At 71.6% G+C, this 20,779-nt stretch carries 22 protein-coding genes; 7 read left to right on the top strand and 15 right to left on the bottom strand.

Going from position 1 to position 20,779, the window contains the following annotated elements; genetic code table 11:
• Positions 1–147: 147 nt before the first annotated feature.
• Positions 148–1,131 (bottom strand): ABC transporter substrate-binding protein, encoded by a 984-nt coding sequence (locus KBB57_RS15770; protein ID WP_290752111.1) that lies wholly within the window; start codon positions 1,129–1,131, stop codon positions 148–150.
• A 38-nt stretch (positions 1,132–1,169) separates the two neighbouring features.
• Positions 1,170–2,012: an ABC transporter permease gene (locus KBB57_RS15775; protein ID WP_290752114.1), complete on the bottom strand. Its 843-nt coding sequence runs from the start codon at positions 2,010–2,012 to the stop codon at positions 1,170–1,172.
• Positions 2,013–2,062: 50 nt separating this feature from the next.
• On the opposite strand from KBB57_RS15775, the gene KBB57_RS15780 reads away from it, so the two are divergent.
• Entirely contained in the window at positions 2,063–3,199 is a 1,137-nt protein-coding gene (locus tag KBB57_RS15780) for a crosslink repair DNA glycosylase YcaQ family protein (protein WP_290752117.1), read from the top strand.
• Positions 3,200–3,246: 47 nt separating this feature from the next.
• On the opposite strand, the gene KBB57_RS15785 is transcribed toward KBB57_RS15780, so the two are convergent.
• The 5 genes from KBB57_RS15785 to truA all read right to left on the bottom strand — a co-directional run bounded on the left by KBB57_RS15785 (position 3,247) and on the right by truA (position 7,172).
• On the bottom strand, positions 3,247–4,164 hold the full coding sequence (locus KBB57_RS15785; protein ID WP_290752167.1) for a dihydrodipicolinate synthase family protein: 918 nt from the start codon (positions 4,162–4,164) through the stop codon (positions 3,247–3,249).
• Positions 4,164–5,066, bottom strand: a complete 903-nt coding sequence (locus tag KBB57_RS15790) for an ABC transporter permease (RefSeq protein ID WP_290752120.1) — start codon at positions 5,064–5,066, stop codon at positions 4,164–4,166. Before KBB57_RS15790 ends, KBB57_RS15785 begins: the two co-directional genes overlap by 1 nt.
• Complete coding sequence (locus tag KBB57_RS15795) at positions 5,048–5,476, bottom strand: GNAT family N-acetyltransferase (protein WP_290752124.1); 429 nt, start codon at positions 5,474–5,476, stop codon at positions 5,048–5,050. The genes KBB57_RS15790 and KBB57_RS15795 overlap by 19 nt, the downstream gene beginning before the upstream one ends.
• A 79-nt stretch (positions 5,477–5,555) precedes the next feature.
• Positions 5,556–6,338, bottom strand: coding sequence for an ABC transporter ATP-binding protein (locus KBB57_RS15800; protein ID WP_290752125.1), 783 nt, complete (start codon positions 6,336–6,338; stop codon positions 5,556–5,558).
• Positions 6,339–6,404: 66 nt separating this feature from the next.
• Positions 6,405–7,172, bottom strand: a complete 768-nt coding sequence (gene truA / locus KBB57_RS15805) for a tRNA pseudouridine(38-40) synthase TruA (RefSeq protein ID WP_290752129.1) — start codon at positions 7,170–7,172, stop codon at positions 6,405–6,407.
• Positions 7,173–7,446: 274 nt separating this feature from the next.
• On the opposite strand from truA, the gene KBB57_RS15810 reads away from it, so the two are divergent.
• Together KBB57_RS15810 and KBB57_RS15815 are read left to right on the top strand one after the other, a co-directional pair.
• Positions 7,447–8,865, top strand: a complete 1,419-nt coding sequence (locus KBB57_RS15810; RefSeq protein ID WP_290752132.1) for a YcjX family protein — start codon at positions 7,447–7,449, stop codon at positions 8,863–8,865.
• A gap of 79 nt (positions 8,866–8,944) precedes the next feature.
• On the top strand, positions 8,945–9,937 hold the full coding sequence (locus tag KBB57_RS15815) for a TIGR01620 family protein (protein WP_290752136.1): 993 nt from the start codon (positions 8,945–8,947) through the stop codon (positions 9,935–9,937).
• 4 nt (positions 9,938–9,941) lie between these two features.
• Here the strand turns inward: KBB57_RS15815 and KBB57_RS15820 are convergent, their stop codons facing one another.
• The 6 genes from KBB57_RS15820 to KBB57_RS15845 are packed head-to-tail and all read right to left on the bottom strand — an operon-like array spanning position 9,942 to position 14,788.
• The gene (locus KBB57_RS15820; protein WP_290752138.1) at positions 9,942–10,184 is read right to left on the bottom strand and encodes an NnrT protein; all 243 of its coding nucleotides are present in this window, start codon (positions 10,182–10,184) and stop codon (positions 9,942–9,944) included.
• Positions 10,163–10,339 carry a hypothetical protein gene (locus tag KBB57_RS15825; protein WP_290752140.1) on the bottom strand — a complete coding sequence of 59 codons (177 nt, stop codon included), beginning with the start codon at positions 10,337–10,339 and terminating at the stop codon, positions 10,163–10,165. The genes KBB57_RS15820 and KBB57_RS15825 overlap by 22 nt, the downstream gene beginning before the upstream one ends.
• Positions 10,340–10,342: 3 nt before the next feature.
• Complete coding sequence (locus tag KBB57_RS15830) at positions 10,343–12,178, bottom strand: VWA domain-containing protein (RefSeq protein WP_290752143.1); 1,836 nt, start codon at positions 12,176–12,178, stop codon at positions 10,343–10,345.
• Between the two features lie 4 nt (positions 12,179–12,182).
• Positions 12,183–12,980 (bottom strand): CbbQ/NirQ/NorQ/GpvN family protein, encoded by a 798-nt coding sequence (locus KBB57_RS15835; protein ID WP_290752146.1) that lies wholly within the window; start codon positions 12,978–12,980, stop codon positions 12,183–12,185.
• A gap of 1 nt (position 12,981) precedes the next feature.
• Positions 12,982–14,325: a cbb3-type cytochrome c oxidase subunit I gene (locus tag KBB57_RS15840; protein WP_290752149.1), complete on the bottom strand. Its 1,344-nt coding sequence runs from the start codon at positions 14,323–14,325 to the stop codon at positions 12,982–12,984.
• 10 nt (positions 14,326–14,335) lie between these two features.
• Positions 14,336–14,788: a cytochrome c gene (locus KBB57_RS15845; protein ID WP_290752152.1), complete on the bottom strand. Its 453-nt coding sequence runs from the start codon at positions 14,786–14,788 to the stop codon at positions 14,336–14,338.
• A 170-nt stretch (positions 14,789–14,958) separates the two neighbouring features.
• Here KBB57_RS15845 and KBB57_RS15850 point away from each other — a divergent pair, with 170 nt between their 5' ends.
• A complete protein-coding gene (locus tag KBB57_RS15850) occupies positions 14,959–15,192 on the top strand; it encodes a hypothetical protein (RefSeq protein WP_290752154.1) in 234 nt (77 codons plus the stop codon).
• A gap of 468 nt (positions 15,193–15,660) precedes the next feature.
• Here KBB57_RS15850 and KBB57_RS15855 read toward each other — a convergent pair whose 3' ends face one another.
• Positions 15,661–16,002: a hypothetical protein gene (locus KBB57_RS15855; RefSeq protein WP_290752155.1), complete on the bottom strand. Its 342-nt coding sequence runs from the start codon at positions 16,000–16,002 to the stop codon at positions 15,661–15,663.
• A 312-nt stretch (positions 16,003–16,314) separates the two neighbouring features.
• Positions 16,315–16,701, bottom strand: a complete 387-nt coding sequence (locus KBB57_RS15860) for a hypothetical protein (RefSeq protein ID WP_290752157.1) — start codon at positions 16,699–16,701, stop codon at positions 16,315–16,317.
• A gap of 212 nt (positions 16,702–16,913) precedes the next feature.
• On the opposite strand from KBB57_RS15860, the gene KBB57_RS15865 reads away from it, so the two are divergent.
• From KBB57_RS15865 to KBB57_RS15875, 3 genes are all read left to right on the top strand, one after another.
• Entirely contained in the window at positions 16,914–18,341 is a 1,428-nt protein-coding gene (locus KBB57_RS15865) for a sodium:alanine symporter family protein (RefSeq protein WP_290752160.1), read from the top strand.
• Positions 18,342–18,386: 45 nt separating this feature from the next.
• Complete coding sequence (locus KBB57_RS15870) at positions 18,387–19,664, top strand: Na+/H+ antiporter NhaA (RefSeq protein WP_290752162.1); 1,278 nt, start codon at positions 18,387–18,389, stop codon at positions 19,662–19,664.
• 916 nt (positions 19,665–20,580) lie between these two features.
• Positions 20,581–20,779 (top strand): hypothetical protein (locus KBB57_RS15875; protein ID WP_290752164.1); only part of this gene is annotated, 199 nt, incomplete at its 3' end.

A 20,779-nucleotide genomic window follows, 5' to 3' on the forward strand; every position in this document is an offset into this window, starting at 1 on the left:
AGGAAAGGAAGACTCGCGGCCGCTTGCGGCCGCTCCGGGCGGCCGGCCGCAAAGGCGGCCGGTCGCGAGCGCCGGCCGAGCGGGGGGCGCGTGGAGCGCGCCTCCCCGAGGCCGGCGCTTCCCCCGCCGGCCGGGCCGGCGCCGCCGTCACTTCAGCGCGATGTCGCTCACCGCATGGGTCCAGGCGCCCTCGGGCTCCTTGGTGATGACCGGGTCGGACCCCGCCGAGAGCAGCGTCTTCACCGTCCGCTCGTAGTCGGCCGGGTCGAGCGCGCCGTTCGAGCCGGCGGTCAGCTTCGCCACCTCGCCCATCATCCGCTTCTGGTGCTTCTCGGTCTGCGCGCCGGTCTCGTCGTTCTCGAGCACGATGTCGGCCGCCTCGTCCGGATGCTCCTCGGCCCATTTCCAGCCCTTCATCGAGGCGCGCACGAACTTCGCCATCGTCTCGACGAAGGCCGGGTCCTTCAGCCGGTCCTCCCGCACGTAGAGCCCGTCCTCCAGCGTGGCGACGCCCTGGTCCTCGTACTTGAAGACCGTCAGGTCCTCCGGCTTGAATCCGGCGTCGATCACCTGCCAGTACTCGTTGTAGGTCATCGTCGAGATGCAGGCCGCCTGGTTCTGCAGGAGCGGGTCGACGTTGAAGCCCTGCTTCAGCACCGTCACCCCGTTCGGGCCCCCGTCCACCGGGATGCCGAGATGCGCCATCCAGCTCAGGAACGGATACTCGTTGCCGAAGAACCAGACCCCGAGCGTATGGCCGGGGAAGTCCTTGGTCTCGGTCACGCCGCTGTCGTTGCGGCAGGTCAGCATCATGCCCGAGTGCTTGAACGGCTGGGCGATGTTGACGAGCGGCAGCCCCGCCTCGCGCGCGGCCAGCGCCGCCGGCATCCACTCGACGATCACGTCCGCCCCGCCGCCGGCGATCACCTGCGGCGGCGCGATGTCCGGCCCGCCGGGCTTGATGGTGACGTCGAGCCCCTCCTCCTCGTAGAACCCCTTGTCGAGCGCGACGTAGTATCCGGCGAACTGGGCCTGGGTCACCCATTTCAGCTGGAGCGTCACGTCCTCGGCATGGGCCGCGCCGGCGAGCCAGACCGCCGCCGCCGAGACCCCCGCGAGCCATTTCGTCATCTTGCTTCTTCTCCCTGTTGATACACGCGCACCCGCACTCACCGGCCCCTCTGCGAGGGATGCCAGAACGTCACGGCCCGCTCGGCCAGCGCCACGAGCCCGTAGAAGGCCGAGCCCAGCACCGCCGCCACCGCGATCTCCGCCCAGACCATGTCGAGCGCGAGCCGTCCCACCTCCGTCGAGATGCGAAAGCCCATGCCGGAGGTGGGCGAGCCGAAGAACTCCGCGACGATGGCGCCGATCAGAGCCAAGGTCGTGCAGATTTTCAAGCCGTTGAACAGGAACGGCGCCGCGGCCGGCAACCGCAGCTTGCGCAGGCTCTGTCCGCTGCTCGCGGCGTAGGTGCGCATCAGGTCCGCCTGCATCGGATCGGTCGCGGCGAGCCCCTGCACGGTGTTCACCAGCATCGGGAAGAACACCATCAGCACCACCACCGCCGCCTTCGACTGCCAGTCGAAGCCGAACCACATCACCATGATCGGGGCCATGCCGACGATCGGCAGCGCGCTGGCGAAGTTGCCCACCGGCAGCAGCCCCCGGCGCAGGAACGGTGCCCGGTCGATCGCCACCCCGGTCAGGAACGCCGCCCCGCAGCCCATCACATAGCCGGTCAGCGCCCCCTTCACGAAGGTCTGCATCACGTCCGTCCGGAGCGTCGCCCCGCTCGTGGTCAGCCGCGCCCAGATCGCGCTCGGCGCCGGCAGCAGCACCGGGCTCACCGCGAGCCCGCGCACCACCAGCTCCCACACCGCCACCAGCGTCACCCCGAAGACCAGCGGCGGCAGGAGCCGCGCCGGCCCGGCGAGCGGCCGCCGCGCCAAGGCGACGTTGATCGCCCAGCCCGCGAGCCACACCGCGACCGCCGCCAGCACGAGGCTCATCGCGCGCCCCCGTGGCCCGTGCTATTGAGCGCCTCCGCCCGGGAGAAAGCATGGCCCGCAAGCCCCGCCCGATGAGCCTCGCCGAGGCCCGCCGCCGCGCCATCGCCGCGCAGCGCCTCGACGCGACCGCCCCCTTCGGCGCCGGCCCCGCCGCCGTGCAGGGCGCCGTCGAGCACCTCGGCTACGTCCAGATCGACACGATCAACGTCATCGAGCGCTCGCACCACCACATCCTCTGGAGCCGCATCCCCGCCTATCGCCGCGCCGACCTCGCGTCCGCCCTGTCGGAGGAGAAGACCGTCTTCGAATACTGGGCGCACGCGCTCGCCTACATCCCGACCCGCGACCTGCGCTTCTTCCTTCCCGCCATGGCCGCCCACAAGGCCGAGCCCAGCCGCTGGTTCGGCTCGGTCGCGCCCGCGGAGCTGCGCGCCATCGTCGCCCGCATCCGCCGCGACGGCCCGCTCTCGATCCGCGACATCGAGGAGGAGCCGGTCGAGAAGACCCACCTCTGGGCCAGCCGCAAGCCCTCGAAGCGCGCGCTGGAACTCGCCTTCTACGCGGGCCTGCTCACCGTCTCCGCCCGCGCCGGCATGGTGAAGACCTACGAGCTGCCCGAGCGCCACTTCGGCTGGACCCGCCGGCCCCGCCCCGCCTCGGAGCGCCAGATCCTCGACTACCTCCTCGACCGCGCGCTCCGCGCCCAGGGCGTGGTCTCCCTCGACACCATCTGCTACATGGACGCGCCGCGAAAGGCCGCCATGGCCGAGCTGATCGAGGCCCGCCTCCGCCGCCGCCGGCTCGTCCCCGTCGCGCTCGAGGCGACCGAAAAGCCGCACTGGATCCCCCCCGAGACCGCCGCCGCGCCGCTCCCAGACGACGGCCCGGTCCACCTGCTCTCGCCCTTCGACCCGCTGGTCATCCAGCGCAAGCGCCTCGCGCAGCTCTTCGGCCACGATCACCGCTTCGAGGCCTATGTCCCTGCCGGGAAACGCGTCCTCGGCTACTTCGCGCTCCCGGTCCTCGTCGGCGACCGCATCGCCGCGGCGATCGACGCCAAGGCCGACCGCGCCGCCCGCCGCCTCCTCGTCCAGAAATGGACCTGGCTCGACGGCCCCCGCGACGGCGACCGCCCGGCGATCGAGGAGGCCCTCGCCCGCTTCGAGGCCTTCCAGCTCGGCGACTGACACGCCCGCGGCGCCGGCCGAACGCACGACCGACGCCCGCCGCAACCCTACCGCCCCCACCGGAGCGCCAGCGGATCCGCCTCCCGCGCCAGCTCCAGGAGCTGCGCCCGCGTCTCGGGATGCATCGGCCGGGTCGGATGGCGCACCGCCTCCGAGGCGATCACGCCGCCCTCCTTCATCACCGCCTTGCACGAGCGCCAGCCGCATTGCCGGTTCTCGAAGTTGATGATCGGCAAGAGCCGCGCATAGATCGCCTTCGCCTCGTGGCGCCGCCCGGCCAGATACGCCGTCACCGCCGGCTTGATCAGGTCCGGCAGCGTGGCCGACGTCATGCACCCGCTCGCCCCGGCGTCGAGATCCGCCATCAGCGTGATGCCCTCCTCGCCGTCGAACGGCCCCTCGATCGCATCGCCCCCGGCGGCGATCAGCGCCCGCAGCTTCGCCGCCGCCTGCGGCGTCTCGATCTTGAAGAGCCGCACCTCCGCGATCTCCCGGGCCATCCGCGCCAGGAACTCCACGCTCAGCGTCACCCCCGAGATCGGCGCGTCCTGCACCATGATCGGGATCCCGCCCGCCTTCCCCGCCCGCTCGAAATGCTCGAACGTCGCCGCCTCGTCGGCGCGCAGCAGCGCCCCGTGATAGGGCGGCATCATCATCAGCATCGCGGCCCCCATCGCCGCCGCCTCGCGCGCCCGCGCCTCCACCACCTGCGTCGAAAAATGCGAGACGGTCACGATCACCGGCACGCGCCCCGCCACATGCTCCAGCGACAGCCGCGTCAGCTCCGCCCGCTCGGCGTCCGACAGCAGGAACTGCTCGGAGAAGTTCGCGAGGATGCAGATCCCGTCCACCCCCTGGTCGACCATGCAGTCGAGCACCCGCCGCATCCCCGCCAGATCCACCGCGCCGTCCTCGGTGAACGGCGTCGGCGCGACCGGCCATACGCCCGTGAAAGGCCTCGTCATCATCGCGCTTCCCTCCCCGTCCTTCCGCCCATTGCCCGGACGGTTATCCTTTCCGCGAGCCCGATCAGACCGACGAGCAGGGCGGCGAGGATCGCCGCCATGAAGAGCGCCGACCAGATCTGCACCGTCTGGCCATAGTAGCTCCCCGACAGCATCCGCGCGCCGAGCCCCGCCTGCGCCCCGGTCGGCAGCTCGCCGACGATGGCGCCGACGAGGCTCGCCGCCGCCGCGACCTTGAGCGAGGCGAAGAGGTAGGGCGTCGCCGCCGGCCAGCGCAGCTTGCGGAAGGTCTGCCCGGCCGAGGCGTTCCACGTCCGCATCTGGTCCATCAGGATCCGGTCGGGGCTGCGCAGCCCCTTCACCATGCCGACGGCGACGGGGAAGAACGAAAGATAGGTCGAGATCAACGCCTTCGGCAGCAATCCCGACACGCCGACCGAATTGAGCACCACCACGATCATCGGCGCGATGGCGAGGATCGGGATGGTCTGGCTGGCGATCACCCAGGGCATGACGCTCGCGTCCGAGGTGCGGTCGTGGACGATCGCGATGGCGAGCCCGATCCCCAGCGCCGTCCCGAGCGCGAAGCCGGCGAGCGTCGCCGAGAGCGTCACCCAGGCATGATAGACGAGGCTGCGCTTCGAGGTCGGCTTCACGTCGATCGTGGTCTTCCACAGCTCGCTCGCCACCTGATCCGGCGCCGGCAGCCGCGGCCGCTCCTGACTCAGCGTCGCGGCGACCAGCGCCGCCGGCCCGAGCGTCACCCCGTCCCGCCCCGCCTGGTCGTAGGCCCAGGGCGCGTTCAGGATCACCGCGAACACGTACCAGAGCGCGACGATCCCGGCGACCACGGTCGCGACCGGCAACCAGTCCCGCCCCGCCGTCACCGGAAGGCCCGCCATTCCAGGAACAGATCCGGCAGCCCCTCCTCGTTCTCGCCCTCGGTGCCCCCCGTCTCGACGAAGCCCTCGCGGGCATAGAAGCGCCGCGCCCCCTCGTTCGCCGCGAAGACGTGCAGCGTCAGCCCCTCCGGCCGCGCCGCCTTGGCCTCGGCGAGGAGCCGCGCTCCGATCCCCCGGCCCCGCGCCCGGTCGGCGAGGTAGAGCGCCGCGACGAAGCCCTCGCCATCGAGCGCGAGATAGCCGGCGAGGCCGCGCCCCTCCTCCTCCGCAACGATGATCCGGCAGGTCTTGAACAGATGCTCGCGGTGGAACCGCGCCACCGCGCTCGGCGGATGGCGGCGCGGCATCCAGTCGGTGGCGTCGAGCCAGGCGTCGAAGATCGCCGCGCAGCCGTCCGCGTCGGCAGGCAACCCTGCGCGCAGAAAAACGGGCCGCGCTGATGCATCAGCAAAATCAATATCTTGCGTCGCTAACACACGTGTTAGCCCCTCAGACGTCATCGCCGATCCCCGCCCGCAGCCCGTCGCGGACCCGGGCCGCGATGGCGAGGAACTCCGCGCTCTCGCGGATATGGAGCGGCCGCTCCTTGGGCAGCGGGCTCTCGATCACGTCCGTCACCCGCCCCGGGCGTGGGCTCATCACCACGATCCGGGTCGAGAGATAGACCGCCTCCGGGATCGAGTGGGTGACGAAGGCGATGGTCTTGCCCGTCCGCGCCCACAGGTCCAGCAACTGCTCGTTGAGCTTGTCGCGCACGATCTCGTCGAGCGCCCCGAAGGGCTCGTCCATCAGCAGCAGGTCCGCGTCGAAGGCAAGCGCCCGCGCGATCGAGGCCCGCTGCTGCATGCCCCCCGAGAGCTGCCACGGGAACTTCTTCTCGAACCCCGCAAGCTCCACCATGGCGAGCGCCCGCGCCGCCCGCGCCTCCTGCTCGGCCCGCGGATAGCCCATGATCTCCAGCGGCAGCCGCACGTTCCCGGCGATCGTCCGCCACGGGAACAGCCCCGCCGCCTGGAAGACGTAGCCATAGGCCCGCGCCTCCCGCGCCGCCGCCGGGCTCGTGCCGTTCACCCGGATCGCCCCGGAGGTCGGCGTCTCCAGGTCGGCGGCCGCGCGCAGGAAGGTGGTCTTGCCGCAACCAGAGGGGCCGATGAAGCTGACGAACTCGCCGCGGCGGATGGTCAGGTTGACGTCCTTCAGCGCCTGGACGGGGCCGTCGTTCGTCTCGAAGACGAGGTTCAGCCCGCTCGCCTCGATCGCCGGCCCGTCCATCCCCGCTCGTCCCTCCTCCGCCGGCCCGCGACGTTAGCCGGCGCGGGGCCGACTGAGAAGGGGGGCTCACGCGAAGGGATCGACCGGATAGCGCACCGCGACGAGGCAGAGCCCGTCCGGCGGCGCCACGGGCCCGCAGGCCGCCCGGTCCCGCGCCGCCAGCGCCGCGCCGACCCGCTCCGGCGCCCAGGCCCCGGCGCCCACCCGCTCCAGCGTGCCGACGATGCTGCGCACCTGGTTGTGCAGGAACGACCGCGCCCGCAGCCGGAACCGCACCTCCATCCCGCCGGGATACGGCCCCTCCTCGATCGCCACCTCGTCGAGCGTCCTCTCCGGGCTCGGGGCCTGGCAGATCGACGAGCGGAACGTGGTGAAGTCATGCCGCCCGACCAGCGCCGCCGCGCCAGCCCGCATTGCCCCGACGTCGAGCCGCCGCGGCGTCCGCCACGCCCGTCCCCGCTCCAGCGCCAGCGGCGCGGCGCGGGCCACCGCCCGGTAGACATAGGTCCGCTCCACCGCGTCGAAGCGGGCGTGGAACCGCTCGCCCACCGCGGCCGCCGCGGTCACCGCCACCCGGTCGGGCCGCAGATGCGCGTTCAGCGCCGCCGCCAGCCGCTCCGGGGCCCAGTCGCGGCCGAGGTCGAGATGCGCCACCTGCCCCTCGGCATGGACCCCCGCATCCGTCCGCCCCGCCCCGAAGACCGCGGCGCCGCCCGGCTCGATCCGCGCCACGGCGGCCTCCAGCGCCGCCTGCACGCTCGGCTGCGCGGCCTGCCGCTGCCAGCCGGCGAAGGGGCCGCCGTCGTACTCGATCCTCAGGGCATAGCGCGGCATCCGCGCCCCCTACCCCCCTCCGCGCCCGGCGCCAAGCGCCGCCTCTGCCGCCACTCCCCGCCCAAGCGCCCGGATCGGCGCTGCCGCACCCCGGGAGCCGCGCCCTCCGCTTCGCCCCACGAGGCGCCGCCTCAGTCGCCAAGGGCCGCCCGGACGCCCAAGTCCGCCCGCCCGCGCCCCGGGGAGCCGCCCTTGCGCCTCGCCCGCACCGCCTCGGTTGCCAACCCCCGCCCGAGCGCCTAGGTGAGCCGCTGCCGCCCCCCGGGAGCCGAACTTGGACCTCGCCCGCATCGCCGACCGCCTGACCCGAACGATCGAGGACCAGGTCCAGGAGATCGGCGGCCTGTTCGACCCGGTGATCCGCCTCGGGGTCACCGGCCTGTCGCGGGCCGGCAAGACCGTCTTCGTCACCTCGCTGGTCGCGAACCTCCTCGAGCGCGCCCGGATGCCGCAGCTGCGCGCCGCCGCGCAGGGCCGCTTCCTCGCCGCCTGGCTGCAACCCCAGCCCGACCATGCCGTCCCGCGCTTCCCCTTCGAGGACCACCTCGCCGCCCTCCTCGCCCCGGAGCCGCGCTGGCCCGAGGGCACCCGCTCCATCTCCACCCTGCGCCTGTCGCTCCGCCTCGCCCCGAGCGGCCTCCTCGCCGGCCTTTCCGGCCCGCGGGTCGTGCATCTCGACATCACCGACTATCCCGGCGAATGGCTGCTCGACCTGCCGCTGATGAGCCTTTCCTTCACCGACTGGTCGCAGGCCGCCCTCGCCGCCGCCCGCACGCCCGCCCGCGCCGCGCTGGCCGAGGGCTGGCTCGCCCGCCTCGACGCGACCGACGCCGCCGCGCCCCTCGACGAGAGCGCGGCCCGCGGCCTCGCCGCCGCCTTCACCGGCTACCTCGCCGCCGCCCGCGCCGCCGGCCTCTCCTCCGTCGCGCCGGGCCGTTTCCTCATGCCGGGCGACCTCGAGGGCTCGCCCGCGCTCACCTTCTCGCCGCTCCCGCGCCCCGGGCGCACCCCCTCGGGCTCGCTCTGGCGCGCCTTCGAGAAGCGCTTCGAGAGCTACAAGCGCGTGGTGGTCGAGCCGTTCTTCCGCAACCACTTCGCGAAGCTCGACCGCCAGGTGGTGCTGATCGACGCCCTCGGCGCCCTCCACGACGGGCCGCGCGCCGTCGAGGATTTGCGGGTCGCGATGACCGACATCCTCGCCTGCTTCCGCCCCGGCGCGAATTCCTGGCTCGCGCCGATCCTCGGGCGGCGGATCGACCGCATCCTCTTCGCCGCCACCCGCGCCGACCATGTCCACCACAGCCAGCACGCCCGCCTCGCCGCCGTCGCCGAGGCGCTGGTCGCCGAGGCGCGCCGCCGGGCGCAGTTCCGCGGCGCCGAGACCGGCGCCATGGCGATCGCCTCCCTCCGCGCCACCACCGAGGCGACCGTCACCCGCGACGGCCGCAGCATCGACGTCGTCCGCGGCCGCAGCCTCGACACCGGCGCGGAGGTGGCGCTCTACCCGGGCCTGCTGCCCGAGGACCCCGCCGGCCTCCTCGCCGCCGCCCGCGACGCCGGCGGCGGGCGCGAGGCCGCCGCCTGGAGCGTGCCGCGCTTCGCGCCGCCGCGGTTGACGCTGGCGCCCGGCGACGGCCTTCCCCATATCCGGCTCGACCGGGCGGCCGAGTTCCTGTTCGGGGACAAGCTCTGAAAATGTCGCACCGTGCGACACGTCTCTGTAAGGGCGGGAAAAAAGTGCTGACGAGGCAGTTACCCACAGGCCCGCTCCCATGAGCCGCGCCCCCGATCCCTTCGTCATCCCGGCCTCGGAGCTCGGCGCGGCCGAGACCGATCCCGCGACCGCCCCGCCGCCGCCCGACGAGCCGCCGACCGGCGCGGCCATGGTGCGCATGGCCGAGCTCGCCGCCCGGCCGCCGCGCGGCGGCGGCTGGCTCCTGTCGACCGCCGGCGCGCTCCTGTCGATGATGATCGGCATCGCCGCCTGGGACTACGTGACCGGGCTGATCGCCCGGAACGAGGTGCTGGGGCTCGCGGTCCTGCTGCTGATGGGGCTCCTCGTGCTGCTCCTGCTAGGGCAGGTCCTGCGCGAGGTCCTCGCCATGCGCCGGCTCGCCCGCATCGACGACATCCGCGCCGGCGCGCTCGCCGCCGTCTCGACCGCCGACGCCCCCGCCGCCGTCGCGGTCGCCGACCGGCTCGACCGCTTCTACGCCGCGCGGGCCGAGCTGCGCTGGTCGCGCGACACCCTGGCCGCGGAGCGCGCCCATCTCCTCGACGCCGACGCCATCCTCGCCACGACCGAGCGCCGCCTGCTCGAGCCGCTCGACGCCGCGGCCCGGCGCGAGATCGAGGCCGCCGCCCGCACGGTCGCCGCCGCCACCGCCGTGGTGCCGCTGGCGCTCGTCGACGTCCTGGCGGCCGCCTCGCAGAACATCCGGATGATCCGACGCATCGCCGAGATCTACGGGGCGCGCGCCGGGCTCCTCGGCTCGTTCCGGCTGCTGCGCGAGGTGGCCACGCATCTGCTCGCCACCGGCGCGGTCGCGGTCGGCGACGACCTGATCGGCTCGGTCGCCGGCGGCCACCTCGCGGCGCGGCTGTCGCGCCGCTTCGGCGAGGGCGTGGTCAACGGCGCCCTGACGGCGCGGGTCGGCGTCGCGGCGATGGAGGTCTGCCGGCCGCTGCCCTTCGTCGCCCTGCCCCGCCCCCGGGTCTCGAACCTGATCGGCCGCGCGCTGACCGGGCTCTTCGGCAAGGAGTAGTCGCCTACTCCGCCCCGCCGTCCGCCTTCGCCATCAGCCGCCGCAGGTGGCGGGCGAAGGCGACCGCCGCGGGGACGCCGAGGATCACGCCGCCGAGGACCGAAAGCCAGGGCGTCAGCACCGGCGCCCCGACCCAGCTCAGGATCAGCGACAGGAAGAACAGGTTCACCGCCGCCGCGCCCGCGGCGAAGGGATAGACGGCGGCGACGAGCCGCCAGCCCGGGCTCACCGGCGGCTGACCAGCCATTGCGCGGCTCCGAGCGCGAGGACGAGGGCGAGCGCGGCGAGCGCGTAGGAGACCGCCGCAGCCCCGGTCTCGCCCTGCGGCACGGGACGCTCGAAGGGCGCCGCGAGCACGGGCGCGGGGACGAGCAGGAGGAGGGACAGGATCGGGCGCATCATCGCTCAGGTCTCCATGGTCAGCGTCTGGTAGATCTCGGGCAGCGCGCGCGGCAGCCGCGCCGGGTCGGGCAAGAGCGTGAAGCCGCCGCGTCCGAAGATGCGGGCGAACCAGTCCTGGCCGTCGGCGTCGACGACGACGCCGTGGACCGCCTGCCCGAGCGCGCGCGCCTCGCGCACCGCCCGGCGGCTGTCCTCGATGCCGTGAACGCCCTCGTAGTGGTCGAGGTCGTTCGGCTTGCCGTCGGTCAGCACGAGGAGCAGCCGCCGCGCCGCCGTCTCCGCCCCGAGCATCGCCGAGGCGTGGCGGACCGCCGCGCCAAGCCGGGTGTAGTGGCCGGGGCGGAAGCCGCCGATCCGCGCCGTCACCGCCGGCGACATCGGCTCGTCGAAGGCCTTGGCGCGGGTCAGGAACACCCGGTCGCGCCGGAGCGAGGCGAAGCCCCAGAGCCCGAGCCGGTCGCCCGCGGTGTCGATCCCCGCCGCCAGCGCCGCCAGCGCGTGGCGCGCCGTGTCGATCACCGGCGCGTCGCCGATCACCGCCTCGGTCGAGCGCGAGCAGTCGAGCAGGACCGCCACCGAGAGGTCGCGCGCCGTCGCCCGCGAGGCCTGCCAGATCCGGTCGCTGCCGCTCGCGCCGCAGCGCACCGCCACCCGGCTCGCCACCGCCGCGTCGAGGTCGAGGTCGCTGCCGTCGATCTGCCGCGACAGCAGCACCCGGCGCGGGTGCAGCGGCGCGAACTGCCGGCGCACCCGCGCGACCAGCCGCGCGTCGGGCACGAAGGCGGCGCCGGGCGCGCCCTCGGCCTCCAGCACGCAGGCATGGTCGGGCATCAGCGCGCCGGCGCGGTGGTTCCACTCGGGATAGGTGAAGCGTCCCGCCAGCCGCTCGTGCTCCGCGTCCTGCGGCGACAGGTCGAGATGCAGCCGCAGCCGCGAGGCGGCGCGGCGCAGGTGGTCGGAGAGCGTGATGTGGTCCTGGTCCTCGGCCGCCTTCTGGGCGTTCTCCGCGTCGTCGTCGTCGGTGGTGCGGTTGAGGTTCAGGCTTTCCGCCCAGGACATGATCGCCTCGAAGCGGTTGATGATGAAGCTGTCCTTGCGGTTCGTCTGGTCCTGGTCCTCGCGCTTGCCGGTCTTGCGGGTCGTCGTCGGCAGCGACGGCGCCGGCGCCCCCTCCGCCTCCTCGGCCGCCCCCCGGCCCGCGCCCGGCGGGACCAGCCGCAGCAGGATGGCCGCCGGCGCGAAGCTCCGGTATCCCCGCGGCGCGGGCCCCTGGGGCGCCGGCCCCGCCGGCCCTCCGCCGAGCAGCGCCCGCACCGCCGCCTCCGCCGCCGCCTCGTGCCGCCCGAGCGCCGCCCGCGGCCGCGCCGCCAGCACGTGCCGCGCCATCGCCGCCTGCGCGGGCGCGAGCCCCGGGCAGCGCGCCCGCGCCCGCGCCATGGCCTCCCCGAGCGCCGCGATCTCCGCGAGATCCGCCGCGAAGCGGTCGGCCTCGGGCGCCGGCATGACGACATGCGCCGCCAAGGCGGCCAGCCACAGATACGCCGCCCGGTTCAGCGCCTCCGACGGGAAGGCGTCGATCACCGGCGGCAGCCGCAGCCGCTCGCCGGAGAAGTCGGCGACATGCGCCGGCTCGGCGTTCACGTCGCGCCGCGTCGCCGGGGCGGCGACGATCTCCGTCGCGCCGCCGCCGCCGAGCGCGCGGTAGAGCGCCGCGACGCTCGGCCGCACCGCGTCGAGCGCCACCGCGGCGCCCCCCGGCGAGGGGCGCCGGCTCGCCCAGCCGTGCCAGAGGTTGCCGACCGCCTCCTCCGGCTCCAGCAGATCGAGCGGATGCAGCATCGCCCTAGCCGTAGACCGACGCCGCGAGGTCGCGCAGCGCCTGCTGCACCTCCGGCTCGTCGCTGAGCGGCGCGACGACCGCCGCCTCCAGCGCCCGGTCGACGCTCATTCCCCCGGCGATCAGCGTCCCGGCATAGACGAGGAGCCGCGTCGACACCCCCTCCTCGAGATCCATCCCCGACAGCTTCCGCACATGCCCGGCAAGGCGCACCAGCGCCCCGGCGCGCGCCGGATCGAGCCCGGTCTCGGCGACCACCACCGCCGTCTCCGTCTCCGGATCGGGGAAGTCGAAGCCGATCGCCACGAAGCGCTGCCGGGTCGAGGGCTTCATCTTCTTCAGGATCGACTGGTAGCCGGGGTTGTAGCTCGCCACCAGCATGAACGACGCCGGCGCGGCCAGCTCCTCCCCCGTCCGGTCGATCAGGAGCCGCCGCCGGTCGTCGGTCAGCGGATGCAGCACGACGGTGACGTCCTTGCGCGCCTCCACCACCTCGTCGAGGTAGCAGACGCCGCCCGCCCGCACCGCGCGGGTCAGCGGCCCGTCCACCCACTGGGTCTCGCCGCCCTTGAGCAGGTAGCGCCCGATCAGGTCGGCGGCCGAGAGGTCGTCGTGGCAGGCGACGGTGAAGAGCGGCAGCCCCATCCGCGCCGCCATGTGCTCGACGAAGCGGGTCTTGCCGCAGCCGGTCGGCCCCTTGAGCAGCAGGGGCAGCCCCGCCCGGTGCGCCGCCTCGAAGACGGCGCATTCGTCGGCGACCGGGCGGTAGAACGGCGCGGTCGCAACGGATGCATGCGCGTTCATCTCACTCCCCCGGAACCGCGACCTGGCCCGGCCGGATCACCTCGCGCCGCACCGCGAGCTGGCTGTAGATGAAGAGCAGCGCCCCGATCACCACGGTCAGCCCCGCGCCGAAGCGCATCAGGTAGAAGAGCGCGAGCTGGTCCTGCACCTCCATGAAGCCCATCCCCATCACCCGCTGCAGATGCGTCTGGACCACGCCGGCGAAGGTCAGCGTGAAGGTCATGAACGCCATCCCGCTCGTCATCAGCCAGAAGCTGACCATGTTCAGCACCTGGTTGTAGGGCTCGCGGTGGCGCAGCACCGGCATGGCGTAGGTGATCATCGCGAGGTTCAGCATCACGTAGCCCCCGAAGAAGGCGAGATGCCCGTGCGCCGCCGTCACCTGGGTGCCGTGGGTGTAGTAGTTCACCCCGTGCAGCGTGTGCAGGAAGCCCCACACCCCCGCGCCGAAGAACGCCACCACCGAGCAGCCGAGCGACCACAGCAGCGCCGCCTTGTTCGGATGGTTCTTCCGCCCCTTCCACACCATGATGAAGGCGAAGCTCATCATCGCGAAGAACGGCGCCACCTCGAAGGTCGAGAAGATCGAGCCCACCCACTGCCAGTAGCCCGGCGTGCCGATCCAGAGGTAGTGGTGCCCGGTGCCGAGGATGCCGGAGAAGAGCGCGCAGGAGACGATGACGTAGAGCCACTTCTCGATCACCTCGCGGTCGACGCCGGTCAGCTTCAGCATCAGGTAGCCGAGGATCGCCGCCATCACGAGCTCCCAGGTCGCCTCGACCCAGAGATGCACGACGAACCACCAGTAGAGCTTGTCGAGCGCGAGGTTCTCCGGGTTGATGATCGCGAAGATCCAGAGCAGCGACATCAGCCACAGGCCGAGCAGCAGGATGTTGGTGATCGCGGTCTTGCGCCCGCCGAGCGAGGTCAGCGTCACGTTGACGAGGAAGATCACCGCGGCGACGAAGATGCCCCACTTCACCCAGAGCGGCTGCTCGAGGAACTCGCGCCCGCCGTGGATGCCGACGAGATAGCCGGCGACCGCCGCGAGCGTGCCGACGACGAGGATCGCGAGCTGCGCATAGGCGAGCTTGACCGAGAAGAGCTCCCGCTCCGCCTCCTCCGGCAGCAGGTAGTAGGTGCCGCCGAAGAAGCCGAGCAGCAGCCAGACGATCAGCGCGTTGGTGTGGATCATCCGCACGACGTTGAAGGGCAGCGTCTCGCTGAGCGTGTTCGGCGAGACGTAGATCCAGCCGGCGAGGAGCCCGCCGAGCACCTGGATCGCGAAGAGCGCCATCGCCACGGTGAAGTAGGCGAGCGCGACCTTCTGGGACTGGTATTTCATCCTTGCCTCCTCAGCCGGCGTCGTTGGGCGGCCAGCCCTGGGTGTCGTTGTGGTCGGCCCAGCGCAGGAACTCCGACAGCCCGCGGATCTCCTCGTCGGTGAGCTCGAAGCGCGGCATCTGCCGCCGGCCCTCGGCCCCCGAGGGCTGCGCCTCGATCCAGCCCTTCATCACCTCGAAGGCGGTGTCGGGGTCGTCGTAGACCCCCCAGCGCGTCGTCACGTTGCCGAGCTCCGGAGCGAAATAGGCGCCCTCGCCGTGCAGCGTATGGCAGTTGATGCAGCTCTCGCGCTCCCAGACGTGCTTGCCGAGCACGACCTCCGGCGTCAGCGGCAGCGCCGCGGTCGACGTGGTGACGATGTAGTGGTGGCTCTGCCAGGCCATCAGCGCGAAGACCCCCGCGAAGAACAGCGAGCCTCCGTAGAACACGTTGCGCGCCCGCGCCTTGGTGAGGATTTCGGACATGGCCCGTCCTTTTGCGATTGGCTCCTGCCCAGCCGTAGCGCCCCGTCGTCGCGACGACTTTGCGCAAGCGCAAAGAGCCCCGGCCCCGCCTGCGGGAGGCTTGGGGCCGGCGCAACGCGCCCCGGCCCCGCCTGCGGCAGGCCCGGGCCGGCGCTTCCGCGGAGACAGGCATGACGCCGGACATCGACGACCCCGACCTGACGCTCGCCGAGCTTTTCCGCGCCTGGCCGGCGACGATGCGGGTCTTCCGCGCCTGCCGCGCCGCCTGCCCCGGCTGCCCGATCGCGCCCTTCCACACGATCGCCGACACCTGCCTCGAATACCGCCTGGACGAGGCGGCGTTCCGCGCCGCGCTGCGCGAGGCGGCGCTGCCGCGCCCCGAGCCGGAGGCGCCCGCGCCGTGAGCGGGCGCCGGACGCTGAACTCCACCAACTGGCGCGGTCAGCCTGACAGAACATTGACGCATCAAATCGTTTCGTCCCAATGTCGCACCACGTTATCCTGAGGAGACTAGAGAATGTTGCGCCGGTATTGGATCACATTTTCTCCGGCTGGAATTGCGTCACCACTAAATCTCGGCTGTGGCATCACAGCTAAAAGCCGGCGCGAAGCCGAAGATATGGCTGCGAGTATGGTCTTCCCGATATTTGGGGAAAGGGAGATCGTCAACATGCTGGAGGACATAGACGTTAGCAGCTTGGATCCGGACCACATCCTCCCAAACATTGGAGATCCGGCCTCCATCGGGGTTTGGTTCCCGCCCATCTGATCGAGCCTCGCCGCCCGTGCGGGCCGAGCGCTGAACTCCATCAAATGGGGCGCTGGGCCCGACATGAACCAAAAAAAGTCTTCACCCATGACGCCGCATCGGGCTACCGAGCCGCGCCGGGCCCTCCAGAGACGAGGAGCCGCAATCCCAGCCCGATCATGACGGTGCCCAAGCGCACGGCGTCCTTATAGGACACCTCTCCCCGCCCCGGAACACGAATGGCGATGCCGTCGCGATGCCGGTTGAAGGCGATGCCCCCCGAGGCTTGCAGGGCATGGGCCACATGGTCGGGGACGACACGGTCGAGGTCTTCCGTAAAGCTCCGGGCGATGGCGTCAAAGGGCAATGCGTCTCCCGTGGAAAAGAGGCGCGTCACGGCCGCCTTCAGGTGATGCTCGCGGGAGAGGTTCCCGGCGATCCAGTCGGAGAAACACCTCTTCGTCATAGACGCCAAGGCCTTCCATGCGCGCCATCACGGCGTCATTCACGCCCTGCTGTACGCTGGTCACCCTTGGCCGCCATCTCCTCGGGGGTCACCCCTGCCTCGGACGCCAGCGCCGCAATGGTGCCCTCGCTCACGGCCCCGTCCTTCACCACCTCGGCGACCGAAGCGGAGAGGGACCAGTGCGAGATGCTGTCGCGGAGACCGTCGAAGGCCTGCGAGGTCTCGTCGGGCAGACTGAGGGGGGCCGCTTCGGGCTCCTCGTGCTTCTTCGAGGGCGGGGCGCTCGCGGCTGCGGCGGGGGAGGGGGAGACGCTACCGCCTGCGTCGTAGGTCGCCCTCCGGGGAGGAGGGCGTCTCGCGGGACGAATAGCGGCCGTTCGCGCCCCGCGTCACGAGGCCCATCTGTTCCGGGATGCGCACCTGCATCTGCATCCCGTTGACCGAGATGAGATCGTTCGGGCCCACGTCACGGGAGACGATCGGTCTGCCCCCGGTCGACCTGGCGGTGGACATCACGGGGTCGGAGGTGTCGCGAAGGTCGGAGACGGAGCCCCCGGCGATGCGGCGGTTGCGGAACTCGTGCGGCGTGGCGAGCGAGGTCTTACGCCACGGCGCGGGAGACGCGGCGGCTTTCTCCGCCATCTCGTCGTCGGACAGGAACTCTTTGATGTTGGGGTCGTAGGAAGCGCGGGAGACCATGGAAGGTCCCTTCTATGAGAGCGTCAACAACGGACGCGGTTGCAGAGGGGGGGGACGTGGCGACAGGCGCGGGGTCTATCGCAACACTTCCGGCAAAGCCCGTTGCGCTAGGAGCGCGGAGACGAGGGCGGGAAGCCAGCACGAGGAGGGCAAGCTTGCACCGGACGAAGGGTCCGCATACGCTCGACTCCGGACGAAGGGGGACGCCCGTCATGAATGCGGCCATCGACTTCCTCAACACGGTCTTCTGGGGATACGTGCTCATCTACGGCCTGCTGGCGGTCGGAATCTACTTCACGATACGGCTGCGCCTTCAGCAGATACTTCGCTTCGGCGAGATGTTCCGGGTGATCACGAGCGCGCCGGAGACCGACAAGGAAGGCATTTCCCCATTCCAGGCGCTCTGCACCTCGCTCGCCTCGCGCGTCGGCACCGGCAACATCGCCGGCGTCGCCGTCGCGCTCACGCTCGGCGGACCCGGCGCGATCTTCTGGATGTGGATGGTGGCGCTGGTGGGCATGGCGACCGCCTACTCGGAATCCACGCTGGCGCAGCTGTACAAGGTGCACGAGACGCCCGGCGGCACAGGCGTCTACCGGGGCGGCCCGGCCTTCTACATCGCCCGCGGCCTCGGCATGCCGTGGCTCGGCGGCGTCTTCTCTGTCTGCCTGATCCTGTCCTTCGGCCTGGTGTTCAACGCGGTGCAGGCGAACTCGATCGCCGACGCCATGGTCGGCGCCTTCGGCGTCCCCAAGCTCGTCACCGGGCTGGTGCTGGCGGCCCTGACCGCGATCGTCATCTTCGGCGGCATCCGGCAGATCGCCACGGTCGCCGAGTACGTCGTGCCGTTCATGGCCGGGGGCTACCTGCTCGTCGCGCTCATCGTGCTGGTCATGAACCTCGGCGAGGTGCCGGCGATGCTCTGGCACATCGTCGGCAACGCGCTCGGCTTCGCCGAGGTTGGCGGCGGCGTCGTCGGCGGCGTGGCGGCGGCGATGCTGAACGGGGTCAAGCGCGGTCTCTTCTCCAACGAGGCCGGCATGGGCTCGGCGCCGAACATCGCCGCGGCGGCGACGCCGATCCCGCACCACCCGTCGAGCCAGGGCTTCGTGCAGGCGCTCGGCGTGTTCATCGACACCATCGTGATCTGCTCCTGCACGGCGCTGATGATCCTGCTCTCCGGCGTCTACGTCCCGGGCGGCGAGTTGACCGGCACCCAGCTCACCCAGGCGGCGCTGGCCGAACATGTCGGCTGGGTCGGGCCGTACTTCGTCGCGATCGCGATCTTCTTCTTCGCCTTCACCTCGATAATCGGCAACTACGCCTACTCGGAGATGGCGATGGCCTTCCTCGGCATCGGCAACGCCGCAGGCCTGATGGCGCTGCGCTGCATCGTGCTGGTGATGGTGGTCTGGGGCGCGCTGCAGGCGGTGGCGACGGTCTTCAACACCGCCGACGCCTCGATGGGTCTGATGGCGACGATCAACCTGATCGCCATCGTCGCGCTGTCCGGCACCGTCGTGAAGCTGACCCGCGACTACTTCGCCCAGCGCCAGGCCGGGCTCGAGCCGCGATTCCACGGCAGGGACTATCCCGAGCTCGGCGACCGGATCGACCATACGATCTGGACCCGCGACTGATCCGGGCAGGTGGGCGCGTCAGCCGTGGCGGCCGAGGGGGGAGCGATGTATCGGGTCTGGACCTTCGTCTCGGAGTATTCCGCGCTGCTCATCGTCGGCGCGCTGCTCGGCCTGGTCTGGGCGAACCTCGATCCGGCGAGCTATCAAGCCTTCGTCGACTTCCCTCTGATCGAGGGCGGGCCGGTCGGGCATCTGCACCTCGACGCCGAGGGCCATGCGCACCGCACGCTGACGCTGCACTATCTGATCAACGACATGCTGATGGCGCTGTTCTTCGCCATCGCCGGCAAGGAGGTCTGGGAGGCGGTGGCGCTCGGGAACGGCGCCCTGCGCGGCCGCAAGGCGATGACGCCGCTGATCGCCACCGCCGGCGGCATGATCGGGCCGGCCGCGGTCTACCTCGCCGGCGCCGCGGCGCTCGGCAGCTTCGCCGCGCTGGCGAACGGCTGGGCGATCCCGACCGCCACCGACATCGCCTTCTCCTACCTGATCGGCCGCCTGGTCTTCGGCGCCGGGCACCCGGCGGTGATGTTCCTGCTGTTGCTCGCCATCGCCGACGACGCCGGCGGGTTGGTGATCCTCGCGGTCTTCTATCCGCAAGGAGAGCTGGCGCCGGCCTGGCTGCTCCTGTCCCTCGGCGCTGCGCTCGCGGCCTGGCTGCTCGCCAACTGGCTGCCGCGCCGGCTGGATCGCGGCCTGCCGCTGAAGCCGTATGCGACCCGCGCCCGGCGCAGGCTCGGCTCCTGGCCCTACCTCGTCGCGGGGGCATTGAGCTGGTACGGCTTCCAACAGGCGGGCATCCATCCGGCGCTTGGCCTGCTGCCGGTGATCCCGGCGATCCCGCACGAGGACATCGACTTCGGCCTCTTCTCGGAGGCGGAGGCAGGCCAGCCCGACCTGCTCAACCGGATCGAGCATGCGCTGAAGCCGCCGGTCGAGGTGATCCTGTTCTTCTTCGGGCTGGCGAACGCCGGGGTGGAGTTCTCGGCGATGGGCGAGGCTACCTGGCTGGTGTTGGCCGGGCTCGTCATCGGGAAGCCGCTCGGGATCACGCTGTTCGGTGTCTTCGCGGCGCGGGTGCTGGGTCTCGGCCTGCCCGAGGGGATACAGGCCCGCGACCTCTTCGTGCTCGGCTGCGTGGCGGCGATCGGGTTCACCGTCTCGCTCTTCGTGGCGAGCGTCGCCTTCCCGCCCGGTCCGGTACAGGACGCCGCCAAGATGGGGGCGCTCTTCTCGTTCGGCGCCGCGGCGATCGCCGTCGCCGCCGGCCGGATCATGCGGGTCGAGCGGCGGACAGCGACCGCGATGCCAGTTCCGCGGTGAGCCAGCTCGTCTCGGTCGAGACGGTGAGGGCAGACGATTCGTGCGTCCATGAAGGGATCGGGTGCCGACCCGTGGATAGCGGATGGCCGCTGGTCGGCGCTGGTGACCAACCGTGAGTCTGCAGACCCGGAGGTCCGCAAATCGGATCTTGGTTAGCGGGGTCAGCGGTTGCGCCTCACCGAAAAAGCAACGACCTGCCGCGGAGGTCGGCAGGCCGTTGTCATTCAGGTCCTGCAGGTGGAAATGCGTCCGGCGGGCGGGGCGCCCCGTAGTCCGGGATCGCGAGGTTGGTCCGGTCGGTTTGGAACAGCGCCGCCGTTGCCTGCAGCGCCTCGTCCAGAAGGCCGGCCTTGACGCCTACGTCGGCATTCGTGCCCGCCGCCGGCGGCACGAGGTTGCCGCCGACATGCAGGCGCGCTCTGCCGGCTGAAGATCCCGGTGTAGCTCGCATAGATCGTGCCGGTCTGGTCGAGGTCGTAGGCCGAGCCGAGATAGGGGAAGCGCTGTCCAAGCGGTTGGCGTCGCGGGCGACACCTGGCGATCGCTATACTTTTTTCTTTCTTTCCTGTCCGCTGGACTTCGAAGATGCCAGCGGCAGCCAATCTCTTCGGCGAGCACCGCGCAGGATCCTTGACGACACCATCAAGGGCGCCGCCCATGTTTGACAGCCGCTCCCAAGACCAGCCCGATGTCCGGCTCGGCCGATCCGCAGATGCTTGCCATCCGGATGTTCGCCAACGTCGGTGTCCGGCTCGCTCGCAATGCGCTATCGGTCCCGTCGCGCGGCAGGACGCGGGGTCGGTTTGCCAATCGCACGCCCCTCCGTCGCGGCGGGATCGACACTGGCCTCGCCTGATCCGCATCTCGCCGCCTGGGCGCCGGACCTTGACGCCAATCCTGGCTCAAGGAGATCGCCATGCAGATCACCGTCGACTACGACGACTACGTGTCCATCCTCGCCTACGTCCGCCATCTCTCCCGCAGAGCGTCGGATCGCATTCCCTCGTGCGTGTCGCCGCCCGGAATCGCCGCCGATCCGGAATGTCCGGATGGACCGGACATGGATTCGACGCGCTCGACCGTGGCGGGCGCCTGCTCGGCGAGATCTACCGCGG

The sequence above is a fragment of the Amaricoccus sp. genome, assembly GCF_017993425.1.
Classification (GTDB): Bacteria; Pseudomonadota; Alphaproteobacteria; order Rhodobacterales; family Rhodobacteraceae; genus Amaricoccus.

What these genes read in the sequence shown, in the direction of transcription:
- KBB57_RS15830 (WP_290752143.1), bottom strand. Translation starts at nt 12,178, where the DNA reads ATGCTGCATCCGCTCGATCTGCTGGAGCCGGAGGAGGCGGTCGGCAAC.
- KBB57_RS15790 (WP_290752120.1), bottom strand. Translation starts at nt 5,066, where the DNA reads ATGGCGGGCCTTCCGGTGACGGCGGGGCGGGACTGGTTGCCGGTCGCG.
- KBB57_RS15820 (WP_290752138.1), bottom strand. Translation starts at nt 10,184, where the DNA reads ATGGCTGGTCAGCCGCCGGTGAGCCCGGGCTGGCGGCTCGTCGCCGCC.
- KBB57_RS15835 (WP_290752146.1), bottom strand. Translation starts at nt 12,980, where the DNA reads ATGAACGCGCATGCATCCGTTGCGACCGCGCCGTTCTACCGCCCGGTC.
- KBB57_RS15775 (WP_290752114.1), bottom strand. Translation starts at nt 2,012, where the DNA reads ATGAGCCTCGTGCTGGCGGCGGTCGCGGTGTGGCTCGCGGGCTGGGCG.
- KBB57_RS15850 (WP_290752154.1), top strand. Translation starts at nt 14,959, where the DNA reads ATGACGCCGGACATCGACGACCCCGACCTGACGCTCGCCGAGCTTTTC.
- KBB57_RS15855 (WP_290752155.1), bottom strand. Translation starts at nt 16,002, where the DNA reads ATGACGAAGAGGTGTTTCTCCGACTGGATCGCCGGGAACCTCTCCCGC.
- KBB57_RS15870 (WP_290752162.1), top strand. Translation starts at nt 18,387, where the DNA reads ATGTATCGGGTCTGGACCTTCGTCTCGGAGTATTCCGCGCTGCTCATC.
- truA (WP_290752129.1), bottom strand. Translation starts at nt 7,172, where the DNA reads ATGCCGCGCTATGCCCTGAGGATCGAGTACGACGGCGGCCCCTTCGCC.
- KBB57_RS15840 (WP_290752149.1), bottom strand. Translation starts at nt 14,325, where the DNA reads ATGAAATACCAGTCCCAGAAGGTCGCGCTCGCCTACTTCACCGTGGCG.
- KBB57_RS15860 (WP_290752157.1), bottom strand. Translation starts at nt 16,701, where the DNA reads ATGGTCTCCCGCGCTTCCTACGACCCCAACATCAAAGAGTTCCTGTCC.
- KBB57_RS15800 (WP_290752125.1), bottom strand. Translation starts at nt 6,338, where the DNA reads ATGGACGGGCCGGCGATCGAGGCGAGCGGGCTGAACCTCGTCTTCGAG.
- KBB57_RS15865 (WP_290752160.1), top strand. Translation starts at nt 16,914, where the DNA reads ATGAATGCGGCCATCGACTTCCTCAACACGGTCTTCTGGGGATACGTG.
- KBB57_RS15825 (WP_290752140.1), bottom strand. Translation starts at nt 10,339, where the DNA reads ATGATGCGCCCGATCCTGTCCCTCCTCCTGCTCGTCCCCGCGCCCGTG.
- KBB57_RS15815 (WP_290752136.1), top strand. Translation starts at nt 8,945, where the DNA reads ATGAGCCGCGCCCCCGATCCCTTCGTCATCCCGGCCTCGGAGCTCGGC.
- KBB57_RS15770 (WP_290752111.1), bottom strand. Translation starts at nt 1,131, where the DNA reads ATGACGAAATGGCTCGCGGGGGTCTCGGCGGCGGCGGTCTGGCTCGCC.
- KBB57_RS15780 (WP_290752117.1), top strand. Translation starts at nt 2,063, where the DNA reads ATGGCCCGCAAGCCCCGCCCGATGAGCCTCGCCGAGGCCCGCCGCCGC.
- KBB57_RS15785 (WP_290752167.1), bottom strand. Translation starts at nt 4,164, where the DNA reads ATGACGAGGCCTTTCACGGGCGTATGGCCGGTCGCGCCGACGCCGTTC.
- KBB57_RS15845 (WP_290752152.1), bottom strand. Translation starts at nt 14,788, where the DNA reads ATGTCCGAAATCCTCACCAAGGCGCGGGCGCGCAACGTGTTCTACGGA.